The 21,708-nt window shown below is 65.0% G+C and carries 23 protein-coding genes and 1 tRNA gene; 16 read left to right on the forward strand and 8 right to left on the reverse strand.

Annotated elements, in window-relative coordinates; all coding sequences use genetic code 11:
- Nucleotide 1: 1 nt before the first annotated feature.
- From C8J25_RS13670 to C8J25_RS13680, 3 genes are all read right to left on the reverse strand, one after another.
- Entirely contained in the window at nt 2–478 is a 477-nt protein-coding gene (locus C8J25_RS13670; protein WP_107954900.1) for an ExbD/TolR family protein, read from the reverse strand.
- 91 nt (nt 479–569) lie between these two features.
- Nucleotides 570–1,364 carry a MotA/TolQ/ExbB proton channel family protein gene (locus C8J25_RS13675; RefSeq protein WP_056058190.1) on the reverse strand — a complete coding sequence of 265 codons (795 nt, stop codon included), beginning with the start codon at nt 1,362–1,364 and terminating at the stop codon, nt 570–572.
- Between the two features lie 53 nt (nt 1,365–1,417).
- Complete coding sequence (locus C8J25_RS13680; protein ID WP_107954901.1) at nt 1,418–2,098, reverse strand: energy transducer TonB; 681 nt, start codon at nt 2,096–2,098, stop codon at nt 1,418–1,420.
- A 224-nt stretch (nt 2,099–2,322) separates the two neighbouring features.
- Here C8J25_RS13680 and C8J25_RS13685 point away from each other — a divergent pair, with 224 nt between their 5' ends.
- The gene (locus C8J25_RS13685) at nt 2,323–3,219 is read left to right on the forward strand and encodes a hypothetical protein (protein ID WP_107954902.1); all 897 of its coding nucleotides are present in this window, start codon (nt 2,323–2,325) and stop codon (nt 3,217–3,219) included.
- Between the two features lie 22 nt (nt 3,220–3,241).
- On the opposite strand, the gene C8J25_RS13690 is transcribed toward C8J25_RS13685, so the two are convergent.
- The gene (locus C8J25_RS13690) at nt 3,242–3,517 is read right to left on the reverse strand and encodes a Rossmann fold domain-containing protein (RefSeq protein ID WP_107954903.1); all 276 of its coding nucleotides are present in this window, start codon (nt 3,515–3,517) and stop codon (nt 3,242–3,244) included.
- Between the two features lie 4 nt (nt 3,518–3,521).
- Nucleotides 3,522–3,893 carry a dihydroneopterin aldolase gene (locus C8J25_RS13695; protein ID WP_107954904.1) on the reverse strand — a complete coding sequence of 124 codons (372 nt, stop codon included), beginning with the start codon at nt 3,891–3,893 and terminating at the stop codon, nt 3,522–3,524.
- A gap of 160 nt (nt 3,894–4,053) precedes the next feature.
- Between C8J25_RS13695 and C8J25_RS13700 the strand changes: the two genes are divergently transcribed.
- The 4 genes from C8J25_RS13700 to C8J25_RS13715 are packed head-to-tail and all read left to right on the forward strand — an operon-like array spanning nt 4,054 to nt 6,953.
- Nucleotides 4,054–4,581, forward strand: a complete 528-nt coding sequence (locus tag C8J25_RS13700; RefSeq protein ID WP_107955032.1) for a GNAT family N-acetyltransferase — start codon at nt 4,054–4,056, stop codon at nt 4,579–4,581.
- A gap of 43 nt (nt 4,582–4,624) precedes the next feature.
- Nucleotides 4,625–5,191, forward strand: coding sequence for a DUF1285 domain-containing protein (locus C8J25_RS13705; RefSeq protein WP_107954905.1), 567 nt, complete (start codon nt 4,625–4,627; stop codon nt 5,189–5,191).
- A complete protein-coding gene (locus tag C8J25_RS13710; protein WP_056482395.1) occupies nt 5,188–5,784 on the forward strand; it encodes a CoA pyrophosphatase in 597 nt (198 codons plus the stop codon). Before C8J25_RS13705 ends, C8J25_RS13710 begins: the two co-directional genes overlap by 4 nt.
- The gene (locus C8J25_RS13715; protein WP_244187093.1) at nt 5,775–6,953 is read left to right on the forward strand and encodes a CCA tRNA nucleotidyltransferase; all 1,179 of its coding nucleotides are present in this window, start codon (nt 5,775–5,777) and stop codon (nt 6,951–6,953) included. The genes C8J25_RS13710 and C8J25_RS13715 overlap by 10 nt, the downstream gene beginning before the upstream one ends.
- Nucleotides 6,954–6,980: 27 nt before the next feature.
- Here C8J25_RS13715 and C8J25_RS13720 read toward each other — a convergent pair whose 3' ends face one another.
- Complete coding sequence (locus C8J25_RS13720) at nt 6,981–8,654, reverse strand: putative bifunctional diguanylate cyclase/phosphodiesterase (protein ID WP_107954907.1); 1,674 nt, start codon at nt 8,652–8,654, stop codon at nt 6,981–6,983.
- A gap of 65 nt (nt 8,655–8,719) precedes the next feature.
- Entirely contained in the window at nt 8,720–10,969 is a 2,250-nt protein-coding gene (gene parC, locus C8J25_RS13725) for a DNA topoisomerase IV subunit A (RefSeq protein WP_107954908.1), read from the reverse strand.
- A gap of 123 nt (nt 10,970–11,092) precedes the next feature.
- On the opposite strand from parC, the gene C8J25_RS13730 reads away from it, so the two are divergent.
- The 6 genes from C8J25_RS13730 to purQ all read left to right on the forward strand — a co-directional run bounded on the left by C8J25_RS13730 (nt 11,093) and on the right by purQ (nt 15,954).
- Entirely contained in the window at nt 11,093–12,013 is a 921-nt protein-coding gene (locus C8J25_RS13730; protein ID WP_107954909.1) for an alpha/beta hydrolase family protein, read from the forward strand.
- Nucleotides 12,010–13,224 (forward strand): kynureninase, encoded by a 1,215-nt coding sequence (gene kynU / locus C8J25_RS13735; protein ID WP_107954910.1) that lies wholly within the window; start codon nt 12,010–12,012, stop codon nt 13,222–13,224. The genes C8J25_RS13730 and kynU overlap by 4 nt, the downstream gene beginning before the upstream one ends.
- Nucleotides 13,225–13,284: 60 nt before the next feature.
- Nucleotides 13,285–14,160, forward strand: coding sequence for a DUF4349 domain-containing protein (locus C8J25_RS13740; protein ID WP_107954911.1), 876 nt, complete (start codon nt 13,285–13,287; stop codon nt 14,158–14,160).
- 118 nt (nt 14,161–14,278) lie between these two features.
- Nucleotides 14,279–15,058 (forward strand): phosphoribosylaminoimidazolesuccinocarboxamide synthase, encoded by a 780-nt coding sequence (gene purC, locus C8J25_RS13745; protein WP_056050712.1) that lies wholly within the window; start codon nt 14,279–14,281, stop codon nt 15,056–15,058.
- Nucleotides 15,059–15,289, forward strand: a complete 231-nt coding sequence (gene purS, locus C8J25_RS13750; RefSeq protein WP_056050714.1) for a phosphoribosylformylglycinamidine synthase subunit PurS — start codon at nt 15,059–15,061, stop codon at nt 15,287–15,289.
- Nucleotides 15,286–15,954 carry a phosphoribosylformylglycinamidine synthase subunit PurQ gene (purQ, locus tag C8J25_RS13755; protein ID WP_107954912.1) on the forward strand — a complete coding sequence of 223 codons (669 nt, stop codon included), beginning with the start codon at nt 15,286–15,288 and terminating at the stop codon, nt 15,952–15,954. The genes purS and purQ overlap by 4 nt, the downstream gene beginning before the upstream one ends.
- A 116-nt stretch (nt 15,955–16,070) precedes the next feature.
- Here the strand turns inward: purQ and C8J25_RS13760 are convergent, their stop codons facing one another.
- Nucleotides 16,071–16,826: a queuosine precursor transporter gene (locus C8J25_RS13760; protein WP_107954913.1), complete on the reverse strand. Its 756-nt coding sequence runs from the start codon at nt 16,824–16,826 to the stop codon at nt 16,071–16,073.
- A 61-nt stretch (nt 16,827–16,887) separates the two neighbouring features.
- Here C8J25_RS13760 and C8J25_RS13765 point away from each other — a divergent pair.
- The 5 genes from C8J25_RS13765 to C8J25_RS13785 all read left to right on the forward strand — a co-directional run bounded on the left by C8J25_RS13765 (nt 16,888) and on the right by C8J25_RS13785 (nt 21,598).
- Nucleotides 16,888–16,964, forward strand: a tRNA-Arg gene (locus tag C8J25_RS13765).
- A gap of 297 nt (nt 16,965–17,261) precedes the next feature.
- Nucleotides 17,262–18,428, forward strand: coding sequence for a fumarylacetoacetate hydrolase family protein (locus C8J25_RS13770; protein WP_244187095.1), 1,167 nt, complete (start codon nt 17,262–17,264; stop codon nt 18,426–18,428).
- Nucleotides 18,429–18,450: 22 nt separating this feature from the next.
- On the forward strand, nt 18,451–19,218 hold the full coding sequence (xylB, locus tag C8J25_RS13775) for a D-xylose 1-dehydrogenase (RefSeq protein WP_107955033.1): 768 nt from the start codon (nt 18,451–18,453) through the stop codon (nt 19,216–19,218).
- Complete coding sequence (locus C8J25_RS13780) at nt 19,202–20,110, forward strand: SMP-30/gluconolactonase/LRE family protein (protein ID WP_107954915.1); 909 nt, start codon at nt 19,202–19,204, stop codon at nt 20,108–20,110. Before xylB ends, C8J25_RS13780 begins: the two co-directional genes overlap by 17 nt.
- Nucleotides 20,111–20,182: 72 nt before the next feature.
- A complete protein-coding gene (locus C8J25_RS13785) occupies nt 20,183–21,598 on the forward strand; it encodes a sugar porter family MFS transporter (RefSeq protein WP_082452776.1) in 1,416 nt (471 codons plus the stop codon).
- The last annotated feature ends 110 nt before the right edge of the window (nt 21,599–21,708 follow it).

Below are 21,708 nucleotides of genomic sequence, written 5' to 3' on the forward strand. Positions count from 1 at the left end.
ATCAACGTTCGGTGGTCCCGCCGGGAGGCGGTTCGGAGATGAAGCCGACCCGAGCGAACCCGGCCTGCTGCATCGTGTAGATCGTTGCGCCGATGCAGCGATACGGGGCGTTCACGTCGCCGCGGATGTGAGCCTCGGGCAGTTCCAGACCGACAGCATTGACGCCGCCCTGACGCGCGATCTCAGCCTTCAGCTTGTCGACGGCACGCTGCAGCAGCTCTTCGTGAGTTACCGGCGAAAGACCCCAGTACACCTGGCACTGGCCGCCAGCCGACGTTACCGACAGCGAGACGTTCTCGGGCTTGGTCATCGTCGGATCGAACCGAACATCCGGCAGCTTCAGCTGCACAGCCTGGACCGCGACAGTCGTCGTCACCAGGAAGATGATCAGAAGCACGAGCATGACGTCGACCAGCGGCGTCGTATTGATGTCCGATATCGAACTCTCGGTGGAATCGCCACCAACACTCATCGCCATGTGCGAACTATCCTATCCATTTGATCGCCACCGGAACCGCCGGCGGCAATGAAGCGGGGCCGCTGCGAACAGCAGCCCCGCCTTTCGCGTCTTAGTTGGCGCGCGGTACGCCACCGGTCTGGCCGGCAGTCGTGGTCGTCGTAGCAGGCTTGGCCGAAACCGGCTTGGCAGCCGTTGCGATCGACGGACGCACTGCGCCGTTCGAGGCAAGGAAGCCGAGCACGTCGTTCGAGAAGGCCGACAGGTCCTCTGCGATCGACTTGTTGCGGCGCTGCAGCCAGTTGTACGACAGAACGGCAGGAACCGCGACGACCAGACCGAGGGCGGTCATGATCAGTGCTTCACCGACCGGCCCTGCGACCTTGTCGATCGATGCCTGACCCGATGCACCGATCTTCACGAGTGCACGGTAGATGCCGATAACCGTACCGAACAGACCGATGAACGGCGAAACCGAACCGACCGTCGCGAGGAAGGCGAGACCGCCACCGAGCTTCGAGTTGATCGCGGCTTCCGAACGCGCCAGCGAACCGTGCAGCCAGTCATGCGCCTCGACCGGATCGGTCAGCTTCGAATGCTGATCCTGAGCAGCCAGACCGTCGTCGACGATCTGCTTGTAAGCCGAGTTCTTCTCGAGCTTGGCCGAACCTTCGCGAAGGCTGTTCGACGACCAGAAGGCCTGGCGGACGCGCTTGCCCTGACCGATGATCTTCTGCTGCTCGAACAGCTTCGAGAACAGGATGTAGAACGACACGACCGACATCAGCACGAGAATGCCGAACACGGTCTGCGAAATCAGGCCGCCTTCGCGAAGTGCGGCTTGCAGGCCGTACGGGTTGGCGTCGGCTGCGGCGGGCGCTGCCGCTGCAAGAATGGTGGTGATCATGTTCGCTTAGTCCTCTGACTGAATTTTATCTGGTGCGGTTGACGTAGGATGGATCATTCCTGAGGCAGGACCCACCTGATGTTCAGCTGGTACGACGACCCTACGGCATTGCCGTTCTCGTCCTTGGCAGGCGTGAAACGCACCCTCGCCTTGGAGATCCGGCAGGTCGCATCATCCAGCGTCGTGTTGCCGCTGGACGACGTCACCGAACAGTCGGTCACGCGACCATCCGTACCGATCGTCAGTTTCGCGGAAACGCGACCCTGAGCACCCTCGCGCTGAGCCGACGGCGGATAATTGTCCGCGCCGAAATACTGCCCTGGGTTACCCTTGAGACCAGCAGCCTGCGAGACACGTGGCACAGGCGGCGGTGCCGGCGGTGCTGGTGGTGCGGGCGGCGACGGCGGTGCCGTCGGCTGGAACCGAGGAATGATGCTCGACGTCGTCAGCGCGGGCGCTGGCTGCGGCGTTACCACGACTGGCGGCGGCGTCACGACCGTGGTCGGTGGCGGCGGCAGGTTTGGCTGGTCGGGTGGCGGCGGCGGGGGCTCGTCGGGCGGAGGCGGCGGCGGTGGCGGCTCCACGTCGAACGTCGTCATCTTTTCCTGGGCCTTTTTCACGTACTGGTACGCGAGGCCAGTGACGAAAGCATAGCCCAAGGCCGCATGAATCAGCGCGACGATCACGATCGCGACGATTTTGCCTCCGGACATCTTTTGGTCAGTATAGGCCATTCAGAAACGACACTCCCTTAATCTGCCTGCTCCGTACGCACGTGCCCGCAATGGGTACGCGGCACATGCGTCTGCCGTTGGCCGGAATAACCACGGGGCAGTGAGCAAGTCCTATCGCCACGTTCTGCGACACGCAAACGCTTTGTCGGACGCAACAAACGTACAACCATAGGATGGCAGAATTATTTCTGTATCGTTCAGCTTGCGTAGCGTAGCCTGAAGACATGAATCTTCTCTTTCACGTTACGGCTTCGGCCCTCTCCGTCATCATCGCGGCGGCTCCCCTCAGCGCTGAGCAAACCCAGGCCGCACCCCGGGTTTTCGCCGATAGCGCGGGTGCACCACAGGGTGCAGTGCAGCGCGAAGCGGCTGGCGGCATTGGATATTCCGACATCGCCGACCTGGTGCTTTCCGCCCCCGTGATCGCCGACGCGACCGTCCGATCGACGACGAAGATCAAGCCGGCCGAGGCACCGAATCTCGCGGCGGGTCATGTCAGACTATATGTCGAGGTCGACGTCACCGCGCTGGTCCGCGGCGCCGACGGGCTGCCTCCGCGAATCGGATATCTGCTCGACGTGATGCCCGACGCAGCCGGCCGGGTGCCGAAATTCAAGAAGGCGCGCGTGCTGATCTTCGCCCGACCCGTGTCCGGCGCGGTGAATCAGGTCCAGCTGGTCGCGCCCGACGCGCAGCTGGATTGGACGCCGACCGCAGATGCACGCGCACGGAAGATCGCCCGCGATGCACTGGCGAGCGATGCGCCGCCGGTCATCACCGGCATCGGCAACGCGTTTCACGTGCCTGGCGCGCTGCCCGGTGAAGGCGAGACCCAGATCTTCCTGACAACCGCGGACCAACGCCCGGTGTCGCTATCGGTGCTGCGTCGTCCCGGCGAACAGCCACGCTGGGCGGTTGCGCTGAGCGAGATCGTCGACGAATCGGCGGCGCCCCCCGCCCCGGAGACGCTGCTGTGGTACCGGCTGAGCTGCGCCTTGCCGCAGGCCTTGCCGGACCGCAGCACGGGATCGCTGGAGGCCGCCGATGCGGCGATCGCGCGGGAGGATTACGCATTCGTCCTGGCCGCGTTGGGGCCGTGCGGACGGACTCGAAAAAGCTGAACTACCCTCGGAAGCGCGCAGGCTAACCAACAACCAGTAATTGTCCGGTGGTGGAGCGCGCCTGCTCGAGAAACGCGACCGCGGCGTCTACATCGGGTTGTTGGGCCGCCTCGACCGGTGCCACCGCATTCACGCGAACCGCTGGCGCCAACTCGATCGCGAGGGGGCCGATCGCCGCCCTCGCCTGCGCCATCGTCAGCGGATCGAGGTTCGCGGGGATCAACACGACCCGCGATTCGCCGATCGCGCCACGGACGAGCGCCGCAATGTCCCCGCCCGGCTCCAGCGTCAGCAGCATGCAATCAGCGGCGATGGCGGACGAGGGTCACGCCGATCGCCTCGTCGGCTTCGGCGATCGCGAGCTTTACGATCTTGACCTGCACCCGCAGCACGCGCGCATCCTGCAGGAACAGCGTCTCGCAGATATGATCTGCAACGCCCTCGATCAGCGTGAAATGCACGCCGGCCGGCAGCGCCGTGGTCGCGGCGTTCTTTAGATCGAGATAATTCTTGGATGCCGACAACGGCGTATCCGGCGCGAAGTGTCTCGGGCAGACCATGTCCACGGTCAGAGAAATCCGCAACGGCTGCGGCAGGTGCGTCTCCTCCGAATAGATGCCGGTCAGGACCTGCACTTCGAGATCGTGGACTTCGAGTTGGAGACTGTCTTCCATCTGCGCGCCTCTAGCAGACGCACCGCGAGATGAAAGTCACACCGTTCGCGCGCCGGGTCGTCCGAGCGTCGATCCGGTTATCCTTGCGTTCAGCGTCGCCACGGCTAAAGCGCGCTGCCCTTCCCGCGTGTACGCGGCGCAGTCCGGGCCGGAGATGCCGTTGATCACTCTCGTTCCCCTGGCCAGCATCAACCCGACAGCGGTCGAGATGCTGCTCGATGCCGCTTTCGGCCCGGATCGGTTCACGCGAACCGCGTACACGATCCGCGGTGGGACGAAGCCGGTCGCCGCGCTCAGCTTCGCCGCGGTCGAGGATGGCGTGCTGGTTGGCTCGATCCAGTGCTGGCCGATTGCTCTGATCGACGACGACAGACTGTTTCCACTGATCATGGTCGGCCCAGTCGCCGTAGTACCCGACCATCAAGGAGATGGCATCGGTCGTAGCCTGATGACGCAGGCGCTCGATGCGGCCGCCGTCACGGGGCTCGACGATGCGCTCATGTTGATCGGCGACCCCGACTATTACGGCCGGTTCTTCGGCTTCTCCGCCCAGCGCACCACCCGCTGGAACGCCCCCGGCCCGGTCGAACGGCACCGCCTGCTCGCCCGCGGCGATGCCGTACCGGACAGCACCGGCATGCTCGGTCCCCGCGTTGCCGAGGCCATGCCGGTCACCGCATCCGCATAAGCCACCGCTTTACCTCCGCCCCCCGCCCGCCTAGTCCGCCGCCATGCCCATGGATGCCATCCCCGATATCGCCTCGCTCAGTCTCGCCGAAATCGCGAAGCTCGTCGAAGAGGCCAAACTCCCGCCGGTCGAGAAATGGAACCCGACACACTGCGGCGACAGCGAGATGCGGATCGCGCGCGACGGCACCTGGTATCACCAGGGCTCGCCGATCGGCCGCCCGGCGATGGTTCGGCTGTTCTCGACCATCCTGCGTCGCGAGCCCGACGGCAGCCATGTCCTGGTCACGCCCGTCGAAAAGCTCGATATCGAGGTCGAAGACGCGGCGTTCATTGCGGTCGAGATGAAGGCCGAGGGTAGCGGTAGTGAGTCGAAGCTCGCTTTCCGGCTCAATACCGGCGACCTCGTCACCGCAGGCCCCGAGCATCCGCTGCGCTTCGTCGAGGATACGGACGGCCCTCGTCCCTACCTCGCCGTCCGCGGCGGGATGGAAGCGCTGGTCGTCCGCTCGGTCTATTACGAACTCGCCGAGCGCGCGATCGCAGACGACGCGACGCCCGCCGGCCTCTGGAGCGACGGTGCGTTCTTCCCGCTGGAGCCCGCTGCATGAGCCTGACGGAACGGATGACCGCGGCGCTGGCAAAGGGCGCCGGGTCGCACATGATCCTGCTCACCGGCGACCAGCATGACGGCGATCTCACGGCTGCCGACACGCTGCTCCCCGCCGCGGTGCTGATCGCGGTGACCGACCGCGCCGATCCCGGCGTGATCCTGACTCAGCGTACCGACACGATGAGCCGCCACCCCGGCCAGATCGCGTTCCCCGGCGGTCGGATCGATCCCGGCGAGGACGTCGTCACCGCCGCGCTGCGCGAGGCCGAGGAGGAGATCGCACTTCCTCGCGACAAGGTCCGGGTGATCGGCGAAGCCGACAGCTACCGCACGGTGACCGGGTTCCAGGTGACACCGGTGATCGGGATCATCCCGCCCGACCTGGTCTTCACACCCAGCGAAGCGGAAGTCGCCAGCGTCTTCGAAGTCCCGCTCGCATTTCTGCTCGACGAGGCGAACCATGTCGAGGCGACGCTCGAATGGCAGGGCCACGACCGGCATTATTACGAGATCATGTGGAACGAGCGCCGTATCTGGGGTGCGACCGCGGCGATGATCGTCAACCTTGCCCGCCGCCTGAGGTGGTCTTGATACTCCCGGCGGCGCCATGGCGCGAACGTGACGGTCTCGCAGCACTGACGGAGGTTCTGGGTGCGACCGAGGGCGAGTCGCGCTTCGTCGGTGGTGCTGTGCGCGATACGCTGCTCGGGATCGACGTCGCCGATGTCGATATCGCCACGCGCCTGCCCCCGCAGGAGGTGATCGAGCGACTCCAGGATGCGCGGATCAAGGCGGTTCCGACCGGCCTCGCGCACGGCACGATCACCGCGGTCACCCCCGCGGGTCCGGTCGAGGTCACGACATTGCGCCGCGACGTCTCGACCGACGGCCGCCATGCGATCATCGCCTATACCGACGACTGGCGCGAAGACGCGGCGCGGCGCGATTTCACGATGAACGCGCTTTACGCCGATCCGGCGACCGGCGAGATCTTCGATTATTTCGGTGGTCTCGACGACCTCGCGGCCCGGCGCGTGCGCTTCATCGGCGACCCGTTGCAGCGGATAGCCGAGGATCACCTCCGCATCCTCCGCTTCTTCCGCTTCCACGCGCGGTTCGGCACCATGATTGACCAAGCCGGTCTCGATGCCTGCACCGTGCGCGCCAACGACCTGATGGCACTCTCCCGTGAGCGTATCGCGAGCGAAGTGCTGAAGCTGTTGGTCGCCGCCAACGCCGTGCCTGTCGTGGCGCTGATGGTCGAACGGGGCATCTTCCTGGCGGTATTGCCCGAGATCGACGCCTGGGGAGCAGCGCGTCTCGGCGTGCTGGCCGAGCGAGAGACGGACGCGGGCATCGCACCGGACCCGATTCGCCGCCTCGCCGTGGCGATCGCGCCTGCCGCCGCCGAAGCCGTCGGAGCGAGGCTGAAGCTGTCGAACGTCGACCGCAAGCGCCTCATGGCTGCCACTGCGGGACCCGGTGAGGAAGGCCCGCTAGCCTTGGCCTATCGTGTCGGTGTGGCCGGTGCAGTCGACCGTCTGCTGATCGCTGGCGAAGACGTGTCCCAAATCAAGGACTGGACGCCGCCTGCGTTCCCGTTCTCCGGCGGGGCTCTGGTCGAACGTGGACTCCGCAAGGGGCCGGACGTGGCTGCGATGCTGCGCCGGGTCGAGACGCAGTGGATCTCGGAAGGGTTTCCGGGCGCCGAGCGCGTGGCGGTCATCGCCGACGGACTGGTGGCGGAGGTTTCCGCCTAACCCGTTTTAAGCCGGCGTGGGCGCCAGTCAGTTCGTAGCAGTGATAGAGTTGATCATCGCATACGCCGCATCCGGCTCCAGCGGTCGTGCATAGAAATAACCCTGCCCGTACGTGCAGCCCAGCGCTGCGAGCGTCTGGGAGAGTTCATGCGTCTCGACCCCCTCGGCCGTCGTCCGCATCCCCAGTGCCTGCGCGAGACTGAGGATAGCGCGGACAATCGACACCTTGTCGCGGTCCGCCAGCATGCCCGTCACGAAGCTTCGGTCGATCTTGAGAATGTCGATCGGCAGCTTCTGGAGATAGGCGAGGTTCGAATACCCCGTCCCGAAATCGTCCATCGCCAGGTTCGTCCCGAGCGCCTTCAGCGCGTGCATCGTCCCCGCGATCCGGTCGGGATCCGAGACGATCGCGCTCTCGGTCAGTTCGAGCGTGAACCGATCTCCCGACAGCCCCGTCGAGTCCAGCGCGGCCTGCAGCACCGGGGCGATCGCATCGCGCTGCAACTGGATCGCCGACAGGTTGACGGCCAGCCTCACGCCGCACGGTCCGCCGTTCGCAGCGTCCCAGCGCGCTAGCGTCTGCGCCGCTTCCTCGATCGCCCATCGCCCCAGTGGCACGATCAATCCCGATTCCTCGGCGACCGCGATGAATTCGGTGGGCGAATGTTCGCGGCCATCCTTATCGGTCCAGCGCGCCAGCGCTTCGAACGACACGATCCGGCCGGTCGCCAAGTCGCAGATCGGCTGATACGCCAGCCGCAGGTCGCGGTGCTCGATCGCACGGCGGAGCGCGGTCTCCATGCCGAATTGCGCGCGGGCGATCGCGAAATCCTGGACTTGGTAGAACTCCGCGCGACCACTCACCTTCGCCCGTTTGACCGCGAACTGCGCGTGGCGGACCAGGTCGACATTGTCGCCGGACTCATCGGCACCAAAGGCGATACCGACCGAGCACTCGACGTTGATCTCGTAATCGGTCAACCGGAACGGCGTTTGCAACGTCCGGTGGATCCGCTCGGCCAGCGCCTGCGCCTCCTCCCGATCCTGGTCGATCGATATCAGGATACCGAATTGATTCCCGCCAATCCGCGCCAGCGTGTCGCGCGCGCGCAACGCACCCTTGATCCGACGCGCCACCGTGATGAGCAATTCGTCACCCGCCAGCGAGCCAAGGCACGAGTTCAGCCGCCCGAACCGATCGAGGTCGATCGCGAGCACGGCCCTGACCGTATGGTCTTCGAGTTCCTCGATCAGGTCCGCGAACCCTTCCCGGTTCAACAGTCCCGTCAGGCTGTCGGTCGTCATCTCGCGACGCAGACTGCGCTCGGTCTGGACCTGCGACGTCAGGTCGATAAAACTTATCGTACACCGTTCACGGAATATGGGATCGGAACGTGCGATCGTGACGCGGTAATGGCGGCAGTCAATCTCGTCGCCCAGGACCCAATCGAAGTCGGACCTGATCTGCTGCGAGCCAAGGAATGCGCGGATCTGGTCGCCAAGCTCGGCAATCATCCGCGACCGCTCCGCAACGACACCGAACCCGGCTAGCCGATACGCGCGATTCATCGCGAACAGCTCGATCCGACCCGCGTCCAGCACGACATGAACCGCCGGGATCGCCACGAGTTCAAGCCCGCGTGCGATCATATCGCTCGTCACGATCGGCTTTGCAGTCTCTTCGAGGGCGGTCGATGGCATGCTCCCCGGTACCACGGGTTCGTTAAGAGGCTCTGAAGGACCCTGAATGGGGCCTTTCTCATCCATTATCCGAATCGATTATCGCGCGGAAACCCCGTTGGCGGCATCCGGCCGGCGGCGCCGCGGGCCGCACGCCACGGGCCAAGGTCCGATTCGGTCCGGGTCCGGCCGGTGCCGCCGCCCATCGCCCAGCTGAGGCCCTCGGCGAACGTGAACGTGATCGCATCCGCCAGCCCACCGTCGCGGTAACGCTGCAACTGGAGTCCCTGACCGCGCGTCATCTCGACCAGTTCGGCGAGCGGGAACACCAGCATTTTCCGGTTATCGCCGATCGCCGCGACGTAATCGTCATTGGGGCCGATCGGCCGGACGATCTTCAACTGCGCGCCCGGGCGCGGCGTCATCACGGTCTTGCCCTTGCGCGTCTCGGCGACGACCTCCGCCGAACTGACCGAAAAGCCACGCCCGTCGGTCGCCACCACCAGCAGTTTCGGATGCTTGCTCGCCGGCAGCAGCGCGACGATCCCGACGCTGCCGTCGAGGTCGATCATCGCGCGCACCGGCTCACCGAATCCGCGTCCGCCCGGCAGCTTGTCCGCCGCCAGCGTGTAGAACCGCCCGTTCTCCGCCGCGAGCAGTAATTTGTCGGTGGTCTGCGCATGGAACGCATAGGCCGGGCCGTCGCCCTCCTTGAACTTCAGCGCCTCCGGGCTCGCCAGATCGTTGTGGCCGCGCATAGCCCGGATCCAGCCGCGCTGCGACAGGATCACGGTAATCGGCTCGCGTTCGATCATCGCTTCGAGCGGGATGTCGCGGGTCGGAGCATGCTCCTCGATCGTCGTGCGTCGTTTGCCGAGTGGGGTCTCAAGCCCGTATCGATCGCGGATCTTCGCCATGTCGCGCTTCATCCGCGCGCGCTGTTTCTTCGGGTCGGCGAGCAACGCTGCCAGCGTCGCCTGCTCCTTGTCGAGCTTGTCGCGCTCGGTCTTGATCTCGAACTCTTCGAGCCGCCGCAGAGACCGCAGCCGCATGTTGAGGATCGCCTCGGCCTGGCGATCGGTCAGCGCGAACTCGGCGATCATCACCTTTTTCGGCTCGTCCTCGGTCCGGATGATCTCGATCACGCGGTCGAGATTGAGGTACGCGATCAGATAGCCGTCGAGCAGCTCGACGCGGTCGGCGATCTTCGCCAGCCGGTGCTCGGTACGCCGGCGCAACACGACGAACTGGTGATCGACCCACGCCGCCAGCGCCTCGCGCAAGCTCATCACCCGCGGCGTGCGATCCTTGTCGAGCACGTTCAGGTTCAGGCTGATCCGCGTCTCGAGATCGGTAAGCCGGAACAGCCCGTCCATCAGGATCTGCGGATCGACCGTGCGGCTGCGCGGTTCGAGCACGATGCGGATCTCGGTGTCCGATTCGTCGCGCACGTCGGCGAGGATCGGCAGGCGCTTGGCGTTGATGAGGTCGGCGATCTGCTCGATCAGCTTGCCCTTCTGCACGCCGTACGGGATCTCGGTGACGATCAGCTGCCAGCCGCCGCCCTTCTCCCGCTCGGTCTCCCAACGTGCGCGGACACGGAAGCCACCACGCCCGGTCGCATAGGACTCGCGGATGACAGCAGGCGGGTCGACGACCAGCCCACCGGTCGGGAAGTCGGGCCCCTTCACATGCTCCAGGATCGCCGCATCGTCCGCGTCCGGCGTGTCGATCAGCACGATCGCCGCCTCCAGCAACTCGGCCGCGTTGTGGGGCGGGATGCTCGTCGCCATGCCGACCGCGATCCCGCTCGCGCCGTTCGCCAGCAGGTTCGGGAACAGTCCGGGGAACAGCTCGGGTTCGTGATCCTCGCCGTTATAGGTCGGGCGATACGCGACCGCGTCCTCGTCGAGCCCGTCCATAAGGTCGATCGCGACCTGCGTCAGCCGCGCCTCGGTGTAGCGGTAGGCGGCAGCGTTATCGCCGTCGATGTTGCCGAAATTGCCCTGCCCGTCGACCAGCGGATAGCGCATCGCGAACGACTGCGCCAAGCGCACCATCGCGTCGTAGACCGACTGGTCGCCGTGCGGATGATATTTACCGATGACGTCGCCGACGACACGAGCGCACTTCTTGTAGCCTTGCGCGGGATCGAGCTTGAGCAGCCGCATCGCCCAGAGCAGCCGCCGATGCACCGGCTTCATCCCGTCGCGGACGTCGGGTAGCGACCGCGCGGTGATCGTCGATAGCGCATAGACGAGATACCGCTCGGACAGTGCGCTGTCGAAGGGGGCGTCGACGATGGAGTCGAACGGATCTTTGAAATCGGTGGCCATTGCGCGCAGCGATAGCAGCCGCGAACGAAACGATCAAAGCATGAACGTACGTCGCGGCCTGCGCGCTCGATCACGACGATATGCCTGCATGACGCGGTCGATCGAGCTCGCTACACCAACCCCATGATCCGCCTTGCCTTTCTCGCGCTTGCCGCGATGTCCACGCCCGTTTTGGCCCAAACGCCTGCTCTCCCACCGGCCAAGCTTCTGACCTGGCCTGACCTGACCAAGCGGCCGAAACCGATGCCCGATGCGACCGTCGACTATGGCACCGACCAGATGCAGAAGGTCGATGTCTGGCTTCCTAAGGGCAAGACCAAGGGGCTGTTCCCTGTGGTCTTGATGGTCCATGGCGGCTGCTGGACGACGAGCATCGCCGATCGCAGCCTGATGAACTGGATCGCCGACGACCTCCGGAACACCGGTATCGCAGTTTGGAACATAGACTATCGAGGCGTCGACCGGAGCGGCGGCGGCTATCCCGGTACGTTCGCGGATGCTGCGAAGGCTGCGGACCAACTCAAGGTCAGCGCCAAGACGTTCAACCTGGATACGCGCCGCGTGCTAGCGATCGGCCACTCCGCCGGTGGTCACCTCGCGCTCTGGCTCGCCGCCCGCGCGAAGCTTCCGACAACGAGCGTGCTCCACGCCGCGCATCCGCTCCGCATCCGCCACGTCGTCAGCCTCGGCGGCCTGCCCGATCTCGAAGCCACCGCGACCAACGCCGACAATGGCTGCGGCACCGAAGTCGTCGCGAAACTGGTAGGCGCGCCCACACCTCAGCATCCGGACGTCTACGCCGACACCTCGCTCCCGCGCCTTCTGCCGCTCGGGGTAAAGCAGGACCTCGTCAACGGCCACGAGGACCGGATCATCCCCTTTGTCATGGCCACCGACTATGTCGCCAAGGCAACTGCGGCCGGCGACACCGCGACGCTCCACACCATCCCGGCGACCGGCCATGTCGAACTGATCGCGCCGGAAACGCCTGCCTGGGCCGAGGCCAAACGCCTGATCCTGTCCTATTTCGGAAAGACGCAGTGACTCTCGAAGACGCCCGCGCACTCGACGCGAACGATCCGCTCGCCGCCTACCGCGACAAGTTCGCGCTCCCCGAGGGCGTGATCTACCTCGACGGCAACTCGCTCGGCGCGCTTCCCAAGGCAACGCCCGCCGCACTCGCCGACGTCGCCACCCGCCAATGGGGCGACCGCCTCATCCGCAGCTGGAACGAAGGCTGGATCGAGGCCCCCCAGCGGATCGGCGCGAAGATCGCCCCGCTGATCGGCGCGGCCGCGGACGAGGTGATCATCGGTGACACGACCTCGACGCACCTTTTCAAGGCCTTGGTTGCCGGACTGCGCAGCAACCCGGAGCGTCACACGGTCTTGAGCGAGGCCGGCAACTTCCCCACCGACCTGCACATTGCGGAAGGCGCGGTCGCCTGCGTCCCCGGCGCACGCCTGAAAGTGGTCGCCCGCGAGGACCTTGCCGCCGCGCTCGACGAGGACGCCGCAGTCCTTCTCCTCACCCATGTCCACTACAAGACCAGCGACCGCTTCGACATGGCCGCCTGGACCGCCTGCGCGCACGACGCCGGTGCGCTCATGCTCTGGGACCTGAGCCACAGCGCCGGGGCGGTCCCGATCGACCTGAACGGTGCGAACGTCGACCTCGCGGTCGGTTGCACGTACAAATACCTCAACGGCGGCCCCGGCGCGCCCGCGTTCCTCTACGTCGCCAAGCGCTGGCAGGAGGCGCTCGCCAGCCCACTCTCCGGCTGGATGGGCCACGCCGCGCCGTTCGCGTTCGAGGACGCCTACCGCCCCGCCCCCGGCATGAAGCGCTGGCTCGCCGGCACCCCCGCGATGCTCTCGACCGCCGCCCTCGAAACCGCGCTCGACCTCTGGGCCGACATCGATCAGCAACTGGTTGCCACCAAGAGCGCCCAATTGTTCGATATTCTTGCCGCAGCCGGCGACGCGCTCGGCCTCGACTGCGTCAGCCCCCGAGACCCCGCCAAACGCGGCAGCCACATCAGCTTCCGCCACCCGCACGCCTACGAGCTTACCCAGGCCCTCATCGCGCAGGGCGTAATCGGCGACTTCCGCGACCCCGATATCCTCCGCTTGGGCCTGACGCCATTGTATCTCAGCCATGAAGATGTGTGGCGGGCGGGCGAAATACTATGTAAAATCATTACCAGTGGAAGTTGGAAGGACCCACGCTTCTCGACACGATTTGCCGTCACCTGATCTCGATTGACCGCACTACTGATCGCATTGATAGTATGTCCGACGAACGGGAGAGCGGGCATGCGATACGTGGTTATTGGTGCGGTAATCCTGTCGCTCACGGCCTGTAGCAAGGCGCCAAACGGAGCGCCGGCACAGAAGCTGAACACCTACGACGTTGAGCCGTCGGCGCAGGAACTCGCAAAATCACCGAGCGCGGCGAACGCGCCGCAACCGATCGCGGTCGCGATCCCGCAAATGGCGTATTCCTATAAATACGCGTTCCGGCTTGCCGGCGACGCGATTGGCCGAGCCGAACAGACGCACGTCGCGTTGTGCGACAGGCTCGGTCCCGCCCGATGCCAAGTACTTGCGCTGGACAGCGGCAAAAGCGACGGTACGGCTTCGACCGGCACGCTGAAACTGCGCGTCCAGAGCAGTATTGCCCGCCGCTTCGGCCAACAATTGCAGGACACCGTCGCGAAGGCCGGCGGTCGCGCGGTATCGAGTTCGATCGTGGCCGAGGACGTGTCGAAGGATATCGTCGATACCGAAGCGCGACTGCGCCAGCGAACGCTCTTGGTCGAACGCCTGACGGAGATACTCAGGACGCGAAGCGGCAAGGTCTCGGAACTTGTCGAGGCCGAACGCAGCGTCGCCGCCGCACAGGAAGAGATCGATCAGGCCAAGGGCTGGCTCGGCGAACTTCGCGGACGCGTCGCCATGTCGACGATCGAGATCAGCTACGATGCGGTCGCGGCCGATCCCGGTAGTCGGAGGTCCGGATTAGGAGATTCCATTGCCGGCTCATGGAGCACTTTCTCGATCGGCATTGCAGCCATACTCAGCACACTGATCTTCCTTGCGCCTTGGGCCTTGCTCGCGGGGCTCGGCTACTTCGGATGGCGTACGATCCGCGGTCGCGTCCACCGTCGCGCAGAGAACGATCACGCCTGATTGCACCCCCCGCACCCTTCGCCTATAGGCGCGGCCTATTCCGGCCTCGGCTTCGCGGTACATAGCGCGTAGGCTGGGGCCGCTCGATTTTCATCGCTCGATTTCCAGGGGACCGCGCATGGCTCGCCGCCGCCAGATCTACGAAGGCAAGGCCAAGATCCTCTACGAGGGTCCCGAGCCAGGCACGCTGATCCAGTATTTCAAGGACGACGCGACCGCGTTCAATGCCCAGAAGAAGGGCACGATCAACGGCAAGGGCGTGCTCAACAACCGGATTTCCGAGCACATCTTCACGCTGCTCGATCATATCGGCGTGCCGACGCACTTCATCCGCCGCCTCAACATGCGCGAGCAGCTGATCCGCCAGGTCGAGATCGTCCCGATCGAAGTCGTCGTGCGCAACGTCGCCGCGGGCTCGATCTCGACGCGCCTCGGGATCGAGGAGGGCACCAAGCTGCCCCGCACGATCATCGAATATTACTACAAGGACGATGCGCTCGGCGATCCGATGATCTCCGACGAACACATCGCCGCGTTCGGCTGGGCGAGCCAGGAGGAGATGCACGACATCGCCGACCTCGCGATCCGCGTGAACGATTTCCTGTGCGGGCTGTTCGCCGGCGTCGGCATCCGCCTGGTCGACTTCAAGCTCGAATTCGGCCGCATCTTCGACAACGACTTCGGTCGGATCATCCTCGCCGACGAGATCAGCCCCGATGGCTGCCGCCTGTGGGACATGGAAACCAACGAGAAGATGGACAAGGATCGCTTCCGTCGCGATCTCGGCGGTGAAGTCGAGGCGTATCAAGAGGTTGCACGCCGTCTCGGCCTGCTGCCCGAGGGTGCGGACAACGCCGTCCTCGACCTCGAAAAGCATCGCAAGAACCGGGGCAAGTAAATGAAACTCAAGGTTTTCGTGACATTGAAGCCGGGCGTGCTCGATCCACAGGGCCGGGCGATCCACCACGCGCTCGGCAGCCTCGGCTTCGACGGCGTGCAGGACGTCCGCCAGGGCAAGCTGATCGAACTGGAGGTCGCCGACGATACCGACGACGCGACGATCGACGGCATGTGCCGCAAGCTGCTCGCCAACACGGTGATCGAGAACTACCGGGTCGAGCGCGCATGAAAACTGCGGTCATCGTCTTCCCCGGCTCCAACTGCGACCGCGACATCGCCGTCGCGCTGGAGGCGGTGACCGGCGTCAAACCGCTCATGGTCTGGCACGGTGATGCGGACTTGCCGGCGGATGTCGGCCTGGTCGCGGTACCGGGTGGGTTCTCGTACGGCGACTACCTGCGCTCGGGTGCGATCGCAGCACGGTCGCCGATCATGCGTGCGGTCGTCGAGCAGGCGAGCAAGGGCTTGCCCGTGCTTGGTGTCTGCAACGGCTTCCAGGTGTTGACCGAGGCGGGCCTGCTGCCTGGCGCGCTGATGCGCAACGAGGGGCTGAACTTTGTCTGCCGCGATGTCGCGCTGACCGTCGAGACGGCGAGCTCTACATTCACCTCGGGCTATTCCGCGGGCGAACGCGTCTCCTTCCCGGTCGCGCATCATGACGGCAATTATTTCGCCGACACAGAGACGCTCGACCGACTCGAAGGCGAAGGCCGCGTGGCGTTCCGATATGCGGAGAGCGTCAACGGCTCTGCGCGCAACATCGCCGGTTTGCTGAACGACAAGGGCAACGTGCTCGGTATGATGCCGCATCCGGAACGTCGTATCGAAGCGGCTCACGGCGGCACTGATGGCCGTCGCCTGTTCGAGGGCCTGCTCGAAGCCGTCAGCGCCTAATCCACGCCGTCACCATACCCCTTCCGTTCGCCCTGAGCGAGGTCGAAGGGCCTGAGACTCAGGTGCTTCGACTTCGCTCAGCACAAACGGAGGGGGGACGTAGAAACTTCGGACCGTCAAACCCGAGTCCGGAAGGGCGAGAAGTCCGTCCCCCGGTCGTACACATCGACCCCTTCGCGCCGCTTCAACCAGCCTACTGCCAAATAGGTCAGCGGCGTAAGCAGCACCTCCCACGATACCTTCAGCAAAAACTGGCTGACCATCACCATCAGCATCGCGTCCACGGGCCAGTCCGGTGCGCCGTAGAAGGCAAGCGGGTAGAAGATCAGGCTGTCGAACGCCTGCCCCACCACCGTGCTGCCGATCGTCCGCGTCCACAGCATCCGTCCTTGCGTCCAGATCTTCATCCGCGCGAGCACGAAGCTGTTGGCGAACTCGCCGACCCAGAACGCGCAGATCGACGCGAACACGATCCGCGGCACTTGGCCGAACACGGACTCGTACGCCGCCTGTCCGGTCCACCCAGCGTCGGGCGGCAAGGCTACGACGACAGCGGACATGAACACCATGAACAGCATCGCACCGAACCCCGCCCAGATGCAGCGCCGCGCGTAGGCATAGCCGTACACTTCGGTCAGGACGTCGCCGATCACATAGCTGACCGGAAAGAAGAAGATGCCCGCTCCGAACGGCCACGCGCCGATGAACGGCAGGTCGATCACCGCGCGCTTGCCCGCGCCGATCACGTTCGACAGCAGCAGGATCGTGACGAACGCCGCCATCATGAAGTCGAAATACCGAAACTGCATCCCGCCGACTGCATTCGCGTCGACCGGTTCGAGCCTGGGCGCCTGATCGGTTCCAATTTCCATGCTCGGCGTTATGATCGAGGTTCCAAGCCCGCACAATCCGCGCTAGTCGTCGCCGCAGCGCGCGCCCGTAGCTCAGCTGGATAGAGCAAGGAGCTTCTACCTCCTCGGTCGGGGGTTCGAACCCCTCCGGGCGCGCCAACTCGCAAGCCGCCCTTGTCGTGCTTTGGGGCCACGACGGGACCTGGCGCATAATGGCAAGCTTGGCGTTATGATATCGATACCACGGCATCGGTAGCGTATGTGAGGTGTTCCGTACGCATCTATCGGCAGCCGGACACCTGCTTCCCATATTTTAATTGTGTGATTAATCGGCCACGTTTACTTGAAGCGTCGTGACGTCTGTGATGGGTCACCGACGCGACGTCAGGATTGGGGACTTGACGCTGACGCTACGCAGCATACGGTACCGCTAACAAAAACGGAGGGGATAACATCGTGGAGATCGCATTCACGTCGGCGGGGGCTTTGCCCGTCGACTGGGAACAGGCGGCGTTGCTCGGTCGTATCGACCTTGGCGACGGTCCGACGCCCGTGATCGTTCGCGGTGGCCGCGTGTATGACATGTCCGCCGTCGCGCCGACAGTCGCCGATTTGATCGCGGGTGGGGATTTCAATACCGATGCCGGCGTCAATCTTGGTGCCCTCGGCGACTTGAAGCTAACACCAGCGGCCGATGGCAAGACCCGTCTGCTCAGCCCTATCGACCTGCAAGTGGTCAAGGCATCGGGCGTAACCTTCGCCGTCTCCGCGCTCGAACGCGTGATCGAGGAGCGCGCGCGTGGTGACGCATCGGCAGCAACTGCGGTCCGCGCCCGCCTCGAAGAACGCGTCGGTGGCAGCATCCGCTCGGTCGTGCCGGGCTCGCCCGAAGCCGCTGCGCTGAAGGCCGCGTTGATCGAAGACGGCATGTGGTCGCAATATCTCGAAGTCGCGATCGGCCCCGATGCGGAGATCTTCACCAAGGGACCGACGTTGTCGACGATCGGCTGGGGTGGCGAGATCGGCATCCGCTCCGACTCCACCTGGAACAACCCCGAACCCGAAGTCGTACTGGTCGTCGATCGCTCCGGCAAGACGGTCGGCGCGGCGCTCGGCAACGACGTCAACCTGCGCGATTTCGAGGGGCGCTCGGCGCTCCTACTCGGCAAGGCAAAGGACAATAACGCGTCTTGTTCGATCGGCCCATTCATCCGCCTGTTCGACGAGAATTTCGGCATGGACGACGTCCGCGCCGCACAGATCGCGCTGACGATCGAGGGCGCCGACGGCTACCGCCTCGACGGCAGCAGCAGCATGGACCAGATCAGCCGCGATCCCGAGGAACTCGTTCGCCAGGCGATGAGCGAGCATCACTATCCCGACGGCTTCGTACTGTTCCTCGGCACGCTGTTCGCACCGACGCAGGACCGTAACGAGCCCGGCCGCGGCTTCACGCACGCGGTCGGCGATGTAGTCACGATCTCGAACCCGAAGCTCGGCGCGCTGGTCAATCCGGTGACGACGTCGAAGGATGCGGCGCCGTGGAATTACGGGATCGGCGACCTGATGCGGAATCTCGCGAGCCGGGGCCTGCTCGGCCATACCAAGAATCAAGGGGCGTAAGCGCGTGTTGCAGAAGACCGAAATGGCCGACCAGACGGCGATATATCCAAGCCTGAAGGGCAAGCGCGTCCTGATCACCGGCGGCGCGTCGGGGATCGGCGCCGGTCTGGTCGAGGCGTTCGCGCGCCAGGGTGCACATGTCGCGTTCGTCGACATGGCCAAGGATGCCGCGGAAGCGCTGATCGAGACGCTGACGCCCGACGTCGCCACCGCGCCGATATTCCTGCCGCTCGATCTGCGTGACGTCGACGCGCTGAAAACGACCGTCGCGACGATCGAGGATCGGCTCGGCGGGATCGACGTGCTGATCAACAACGCCGCCAACGACGATCGCCACACGATCGAAGAGATCACGCCCGCGTATTGGGACGAGCGGATGGCGACCAATTTGCGCCACCTGTTCTTCGCCGGGCAGGCCGTGGTGCCGTCGATGAAGCGCGCGGGCGGTGGCGTGATCCTGAATTTCGGGTCGATCTCGTGGCATCTCGCGCTGCCGGAACTGCTGATCTACCAGACCGCCAAGGCCGGTATCGAGGGTATGACCCGCGCGATGGCGCGTGATCTGGGCGGCGACGGCATCCGCGTCAACACGATCGTCCCCGGCAACGTCGAGACGTCACGCCAGCTGAAATGGTACACGCCCGAGGGCGAGGCCGAGATCATTGCGGCGCAGTGCCTCAAGACCCGGGTCCAGCCTGCGGACGTCGCGGCGCTGGTGCTGTTCCTGGCCTCGGACGATGCGCGGATGTGCACCGGCCACGATTATTTCGTCGATGCCGGGTGGCGTTGAGATGAGCCGCGAAGTCCCCGTCGAAATCACCGCGAAGAGCATTTGCGACGTCGGCGCGACGCTCGGCGAAGGCCCGATCTGGGTCGCGCGCGACGCGGCGCTCTGGTTCGTTGATATCAAGGCACCGCATATCCACCGCTTCGATCCGGCGACGGGCAAGCTGGACACCTGGGACGCGCCCGACCAGACCGGCTGGGTGATCCCCGCCGACGATGGCGCCTTCCTGGCCGGGGTTCGCGGTGGCCTTCACCGTTTCGATCCGGCAACCAGCGCGTTCGATAAGATCGCGACGGTCCACGCCGAAACGCCTGGCAACCGCCTCAATGACGCCGCGCGCGATCCCGCTGGCCGCGTCTGGTTCGGGACGATGGATAATGCCGAGTCCGATGACACCGGCCACGTCTATCACTGGCATGACGGTGAACTGACCAAGACGGACATACCGCCTGTCGCGATCACCAACGGCCCTGCAATCTCGCCCGATGGCGGCACGCTCTATGCGGTCGACACACTAGGAAAGCGCATCGACGCCTACCCGATCGACGCGGCCGGCAATGTCGGCGAGCCACGCCTTTTCCTGACGATCGGCCCCGATGACGGCCACCCCGACGGGGCGATCTGCGACTCCGAAGGCGGTGTCTGGGTCGGATTCTTCGGCGGTTGGGCGGCACGCCGGTTCGCGCCGGACGGCACCTGCACCGACATCGTCCGCTTCCCGGTCGCGAACATCACCAAGATCGCGCTCGGCGGCCCCGACGGTCGCACCGCCTATGCGACGACCGCCGCGAAGGGCCTCGACGATGAGGCGCTCGCAGCCCAGCCGCTCGCCGGAAACCTGTTCACCTTCCGCGTCGCCATTCCCGGCGTCCCGGTCGAACCCGTCTCACTTTAGTGCAACCCATTTTACGACACCCCATTCACGATAAGCGTCGCCGTTAGAGCGCCGTCACGGAGAGGAAAACCAATGACTATAGCGGCAGAATCCGCGCCCCAAGTGAACCGAGCACTGATTGCGATGATCGTCATCGTCGCGACCATCGGCGGGTTCATGTTCGGCTATGACTCGGGCGTCATCAACGGCACGCAGGCGGGGCTCGAGAGCACGTTCGCGCTGTCGTCGCTCGGCACGGGCTTCACTGTCGGCGCGATCCTGATCGGCTCGTCGGTCGGCGCGTTCATGGCCGGGCGGCTTGCCGACAATCTCGGCCGTCGCAACGTCATGATGATCGCCGCAGTGCTGTTCATCGTCAGCGCACTCGCGGCAGGTGCGGCAACGTCGGCGACGATGTTCGTGCTCGCCCGCATCGTCGGCGGCCTCGGCATCGGTGCCGCCAGCGTGCTCGCGCCGGTCTACATCTCCGAAGTCGTCCCCGCGAACGTCCGCGGCCGGCTTTCGAGCGTGCAGCAGATCATGATCATCACGGGGCTTACCGGCGCGTTCGTCGCCAACTGGTATCTCGCCCGCATCGCCGGGTCCTCGACCGCGTTGTTCTGGCTCGATTACCCGGCATGGCGCTGGATGTTCTGGATGCAGGTCATCCCCGCCGCAATCTATCTCGCGACGTTGTTCCTAATCCCCGAAAGCCCGCGCTTCCTGGTTCTCAAGGGCCGCTACGACGAGGCGCAGGTCGTCCTCACCCGCCTGTTCGGTGCCGCCGAGGCCACGCGCAAGGTCGCCGAGATCCGCGGCTCGCTGTCGGTCGACGCGCATCGCCCCAAGCTGTCCGACCTGATCGATAAGGCGAGCGGCAAGATCCGCCCGATCGTCTGGACCGGTATCGGCCTCGCAATCTTCCAGCAGTTCGTCGGCATCAACATCGTGTTCTACTACGGCTCGGTGCTGTGGCAGTCGGTCGGCTTCAGCGAGAGCGATGCGCTGCTCATCAACATCCTGTCGGGCTCGCTGTCGATCATCGCCTGCCTGCTCACCGTCGCGCTGGTCGACAAGGTCGGCCGCAAGCCGCTCCTGTTGATCGGTTCGGCCGGCATGACCGTCGCGCTGGCGATCGTCGCGATCTGCTTCGCCAGCGGCGCGATCGTCGAAGGTTCGCTGCACCTGTCGGATCGCAACGGCCTGATCGCGCTGATCGCGGCCAATGCGTATGTCGTGTTTTTCAACCTGAGCTGGGGCCCGATCATGTGGGTGATGCTCGGCGAGATGTTCCCGACGCAGATCCGTGGTTCGGGTCTGGCAGTCGCCGGTTTCGCGCAGTGGTTTGCGAACTTCGCGATCTCGGTGAGCTTCCCGACGATGGCGATCTCGCTCGGCCTGTCGCTCACCTACGGCTTCTACGCCCTGTCCGCGTTCGTCTCGTTCTTCTTCGTTTGGAAGATGGTTTCGGAAACGCGTGGCCGCGAGCTGGAAGACATGGTGGGGTGAAGCGGACCACCGGACCGCGGCTTGGGCCGCGGTCCGGTAGGTACGATTCATCGCGGGGTCCGACTTGGCGTGGTCGTGTCAGACCGCCATTGTCCTCCCCACGATAGCAC

Origin of the sequence: Sphingomonas faeni (genome assembly GCF_003053745.1) — a bacterium.
GTDB lineage: Bacteria > Pseudomonadota > Alphaproteobacteria > Sphingomonadales > Sphingomonadaceae > Sphingomonas > Sphingomonas faeni.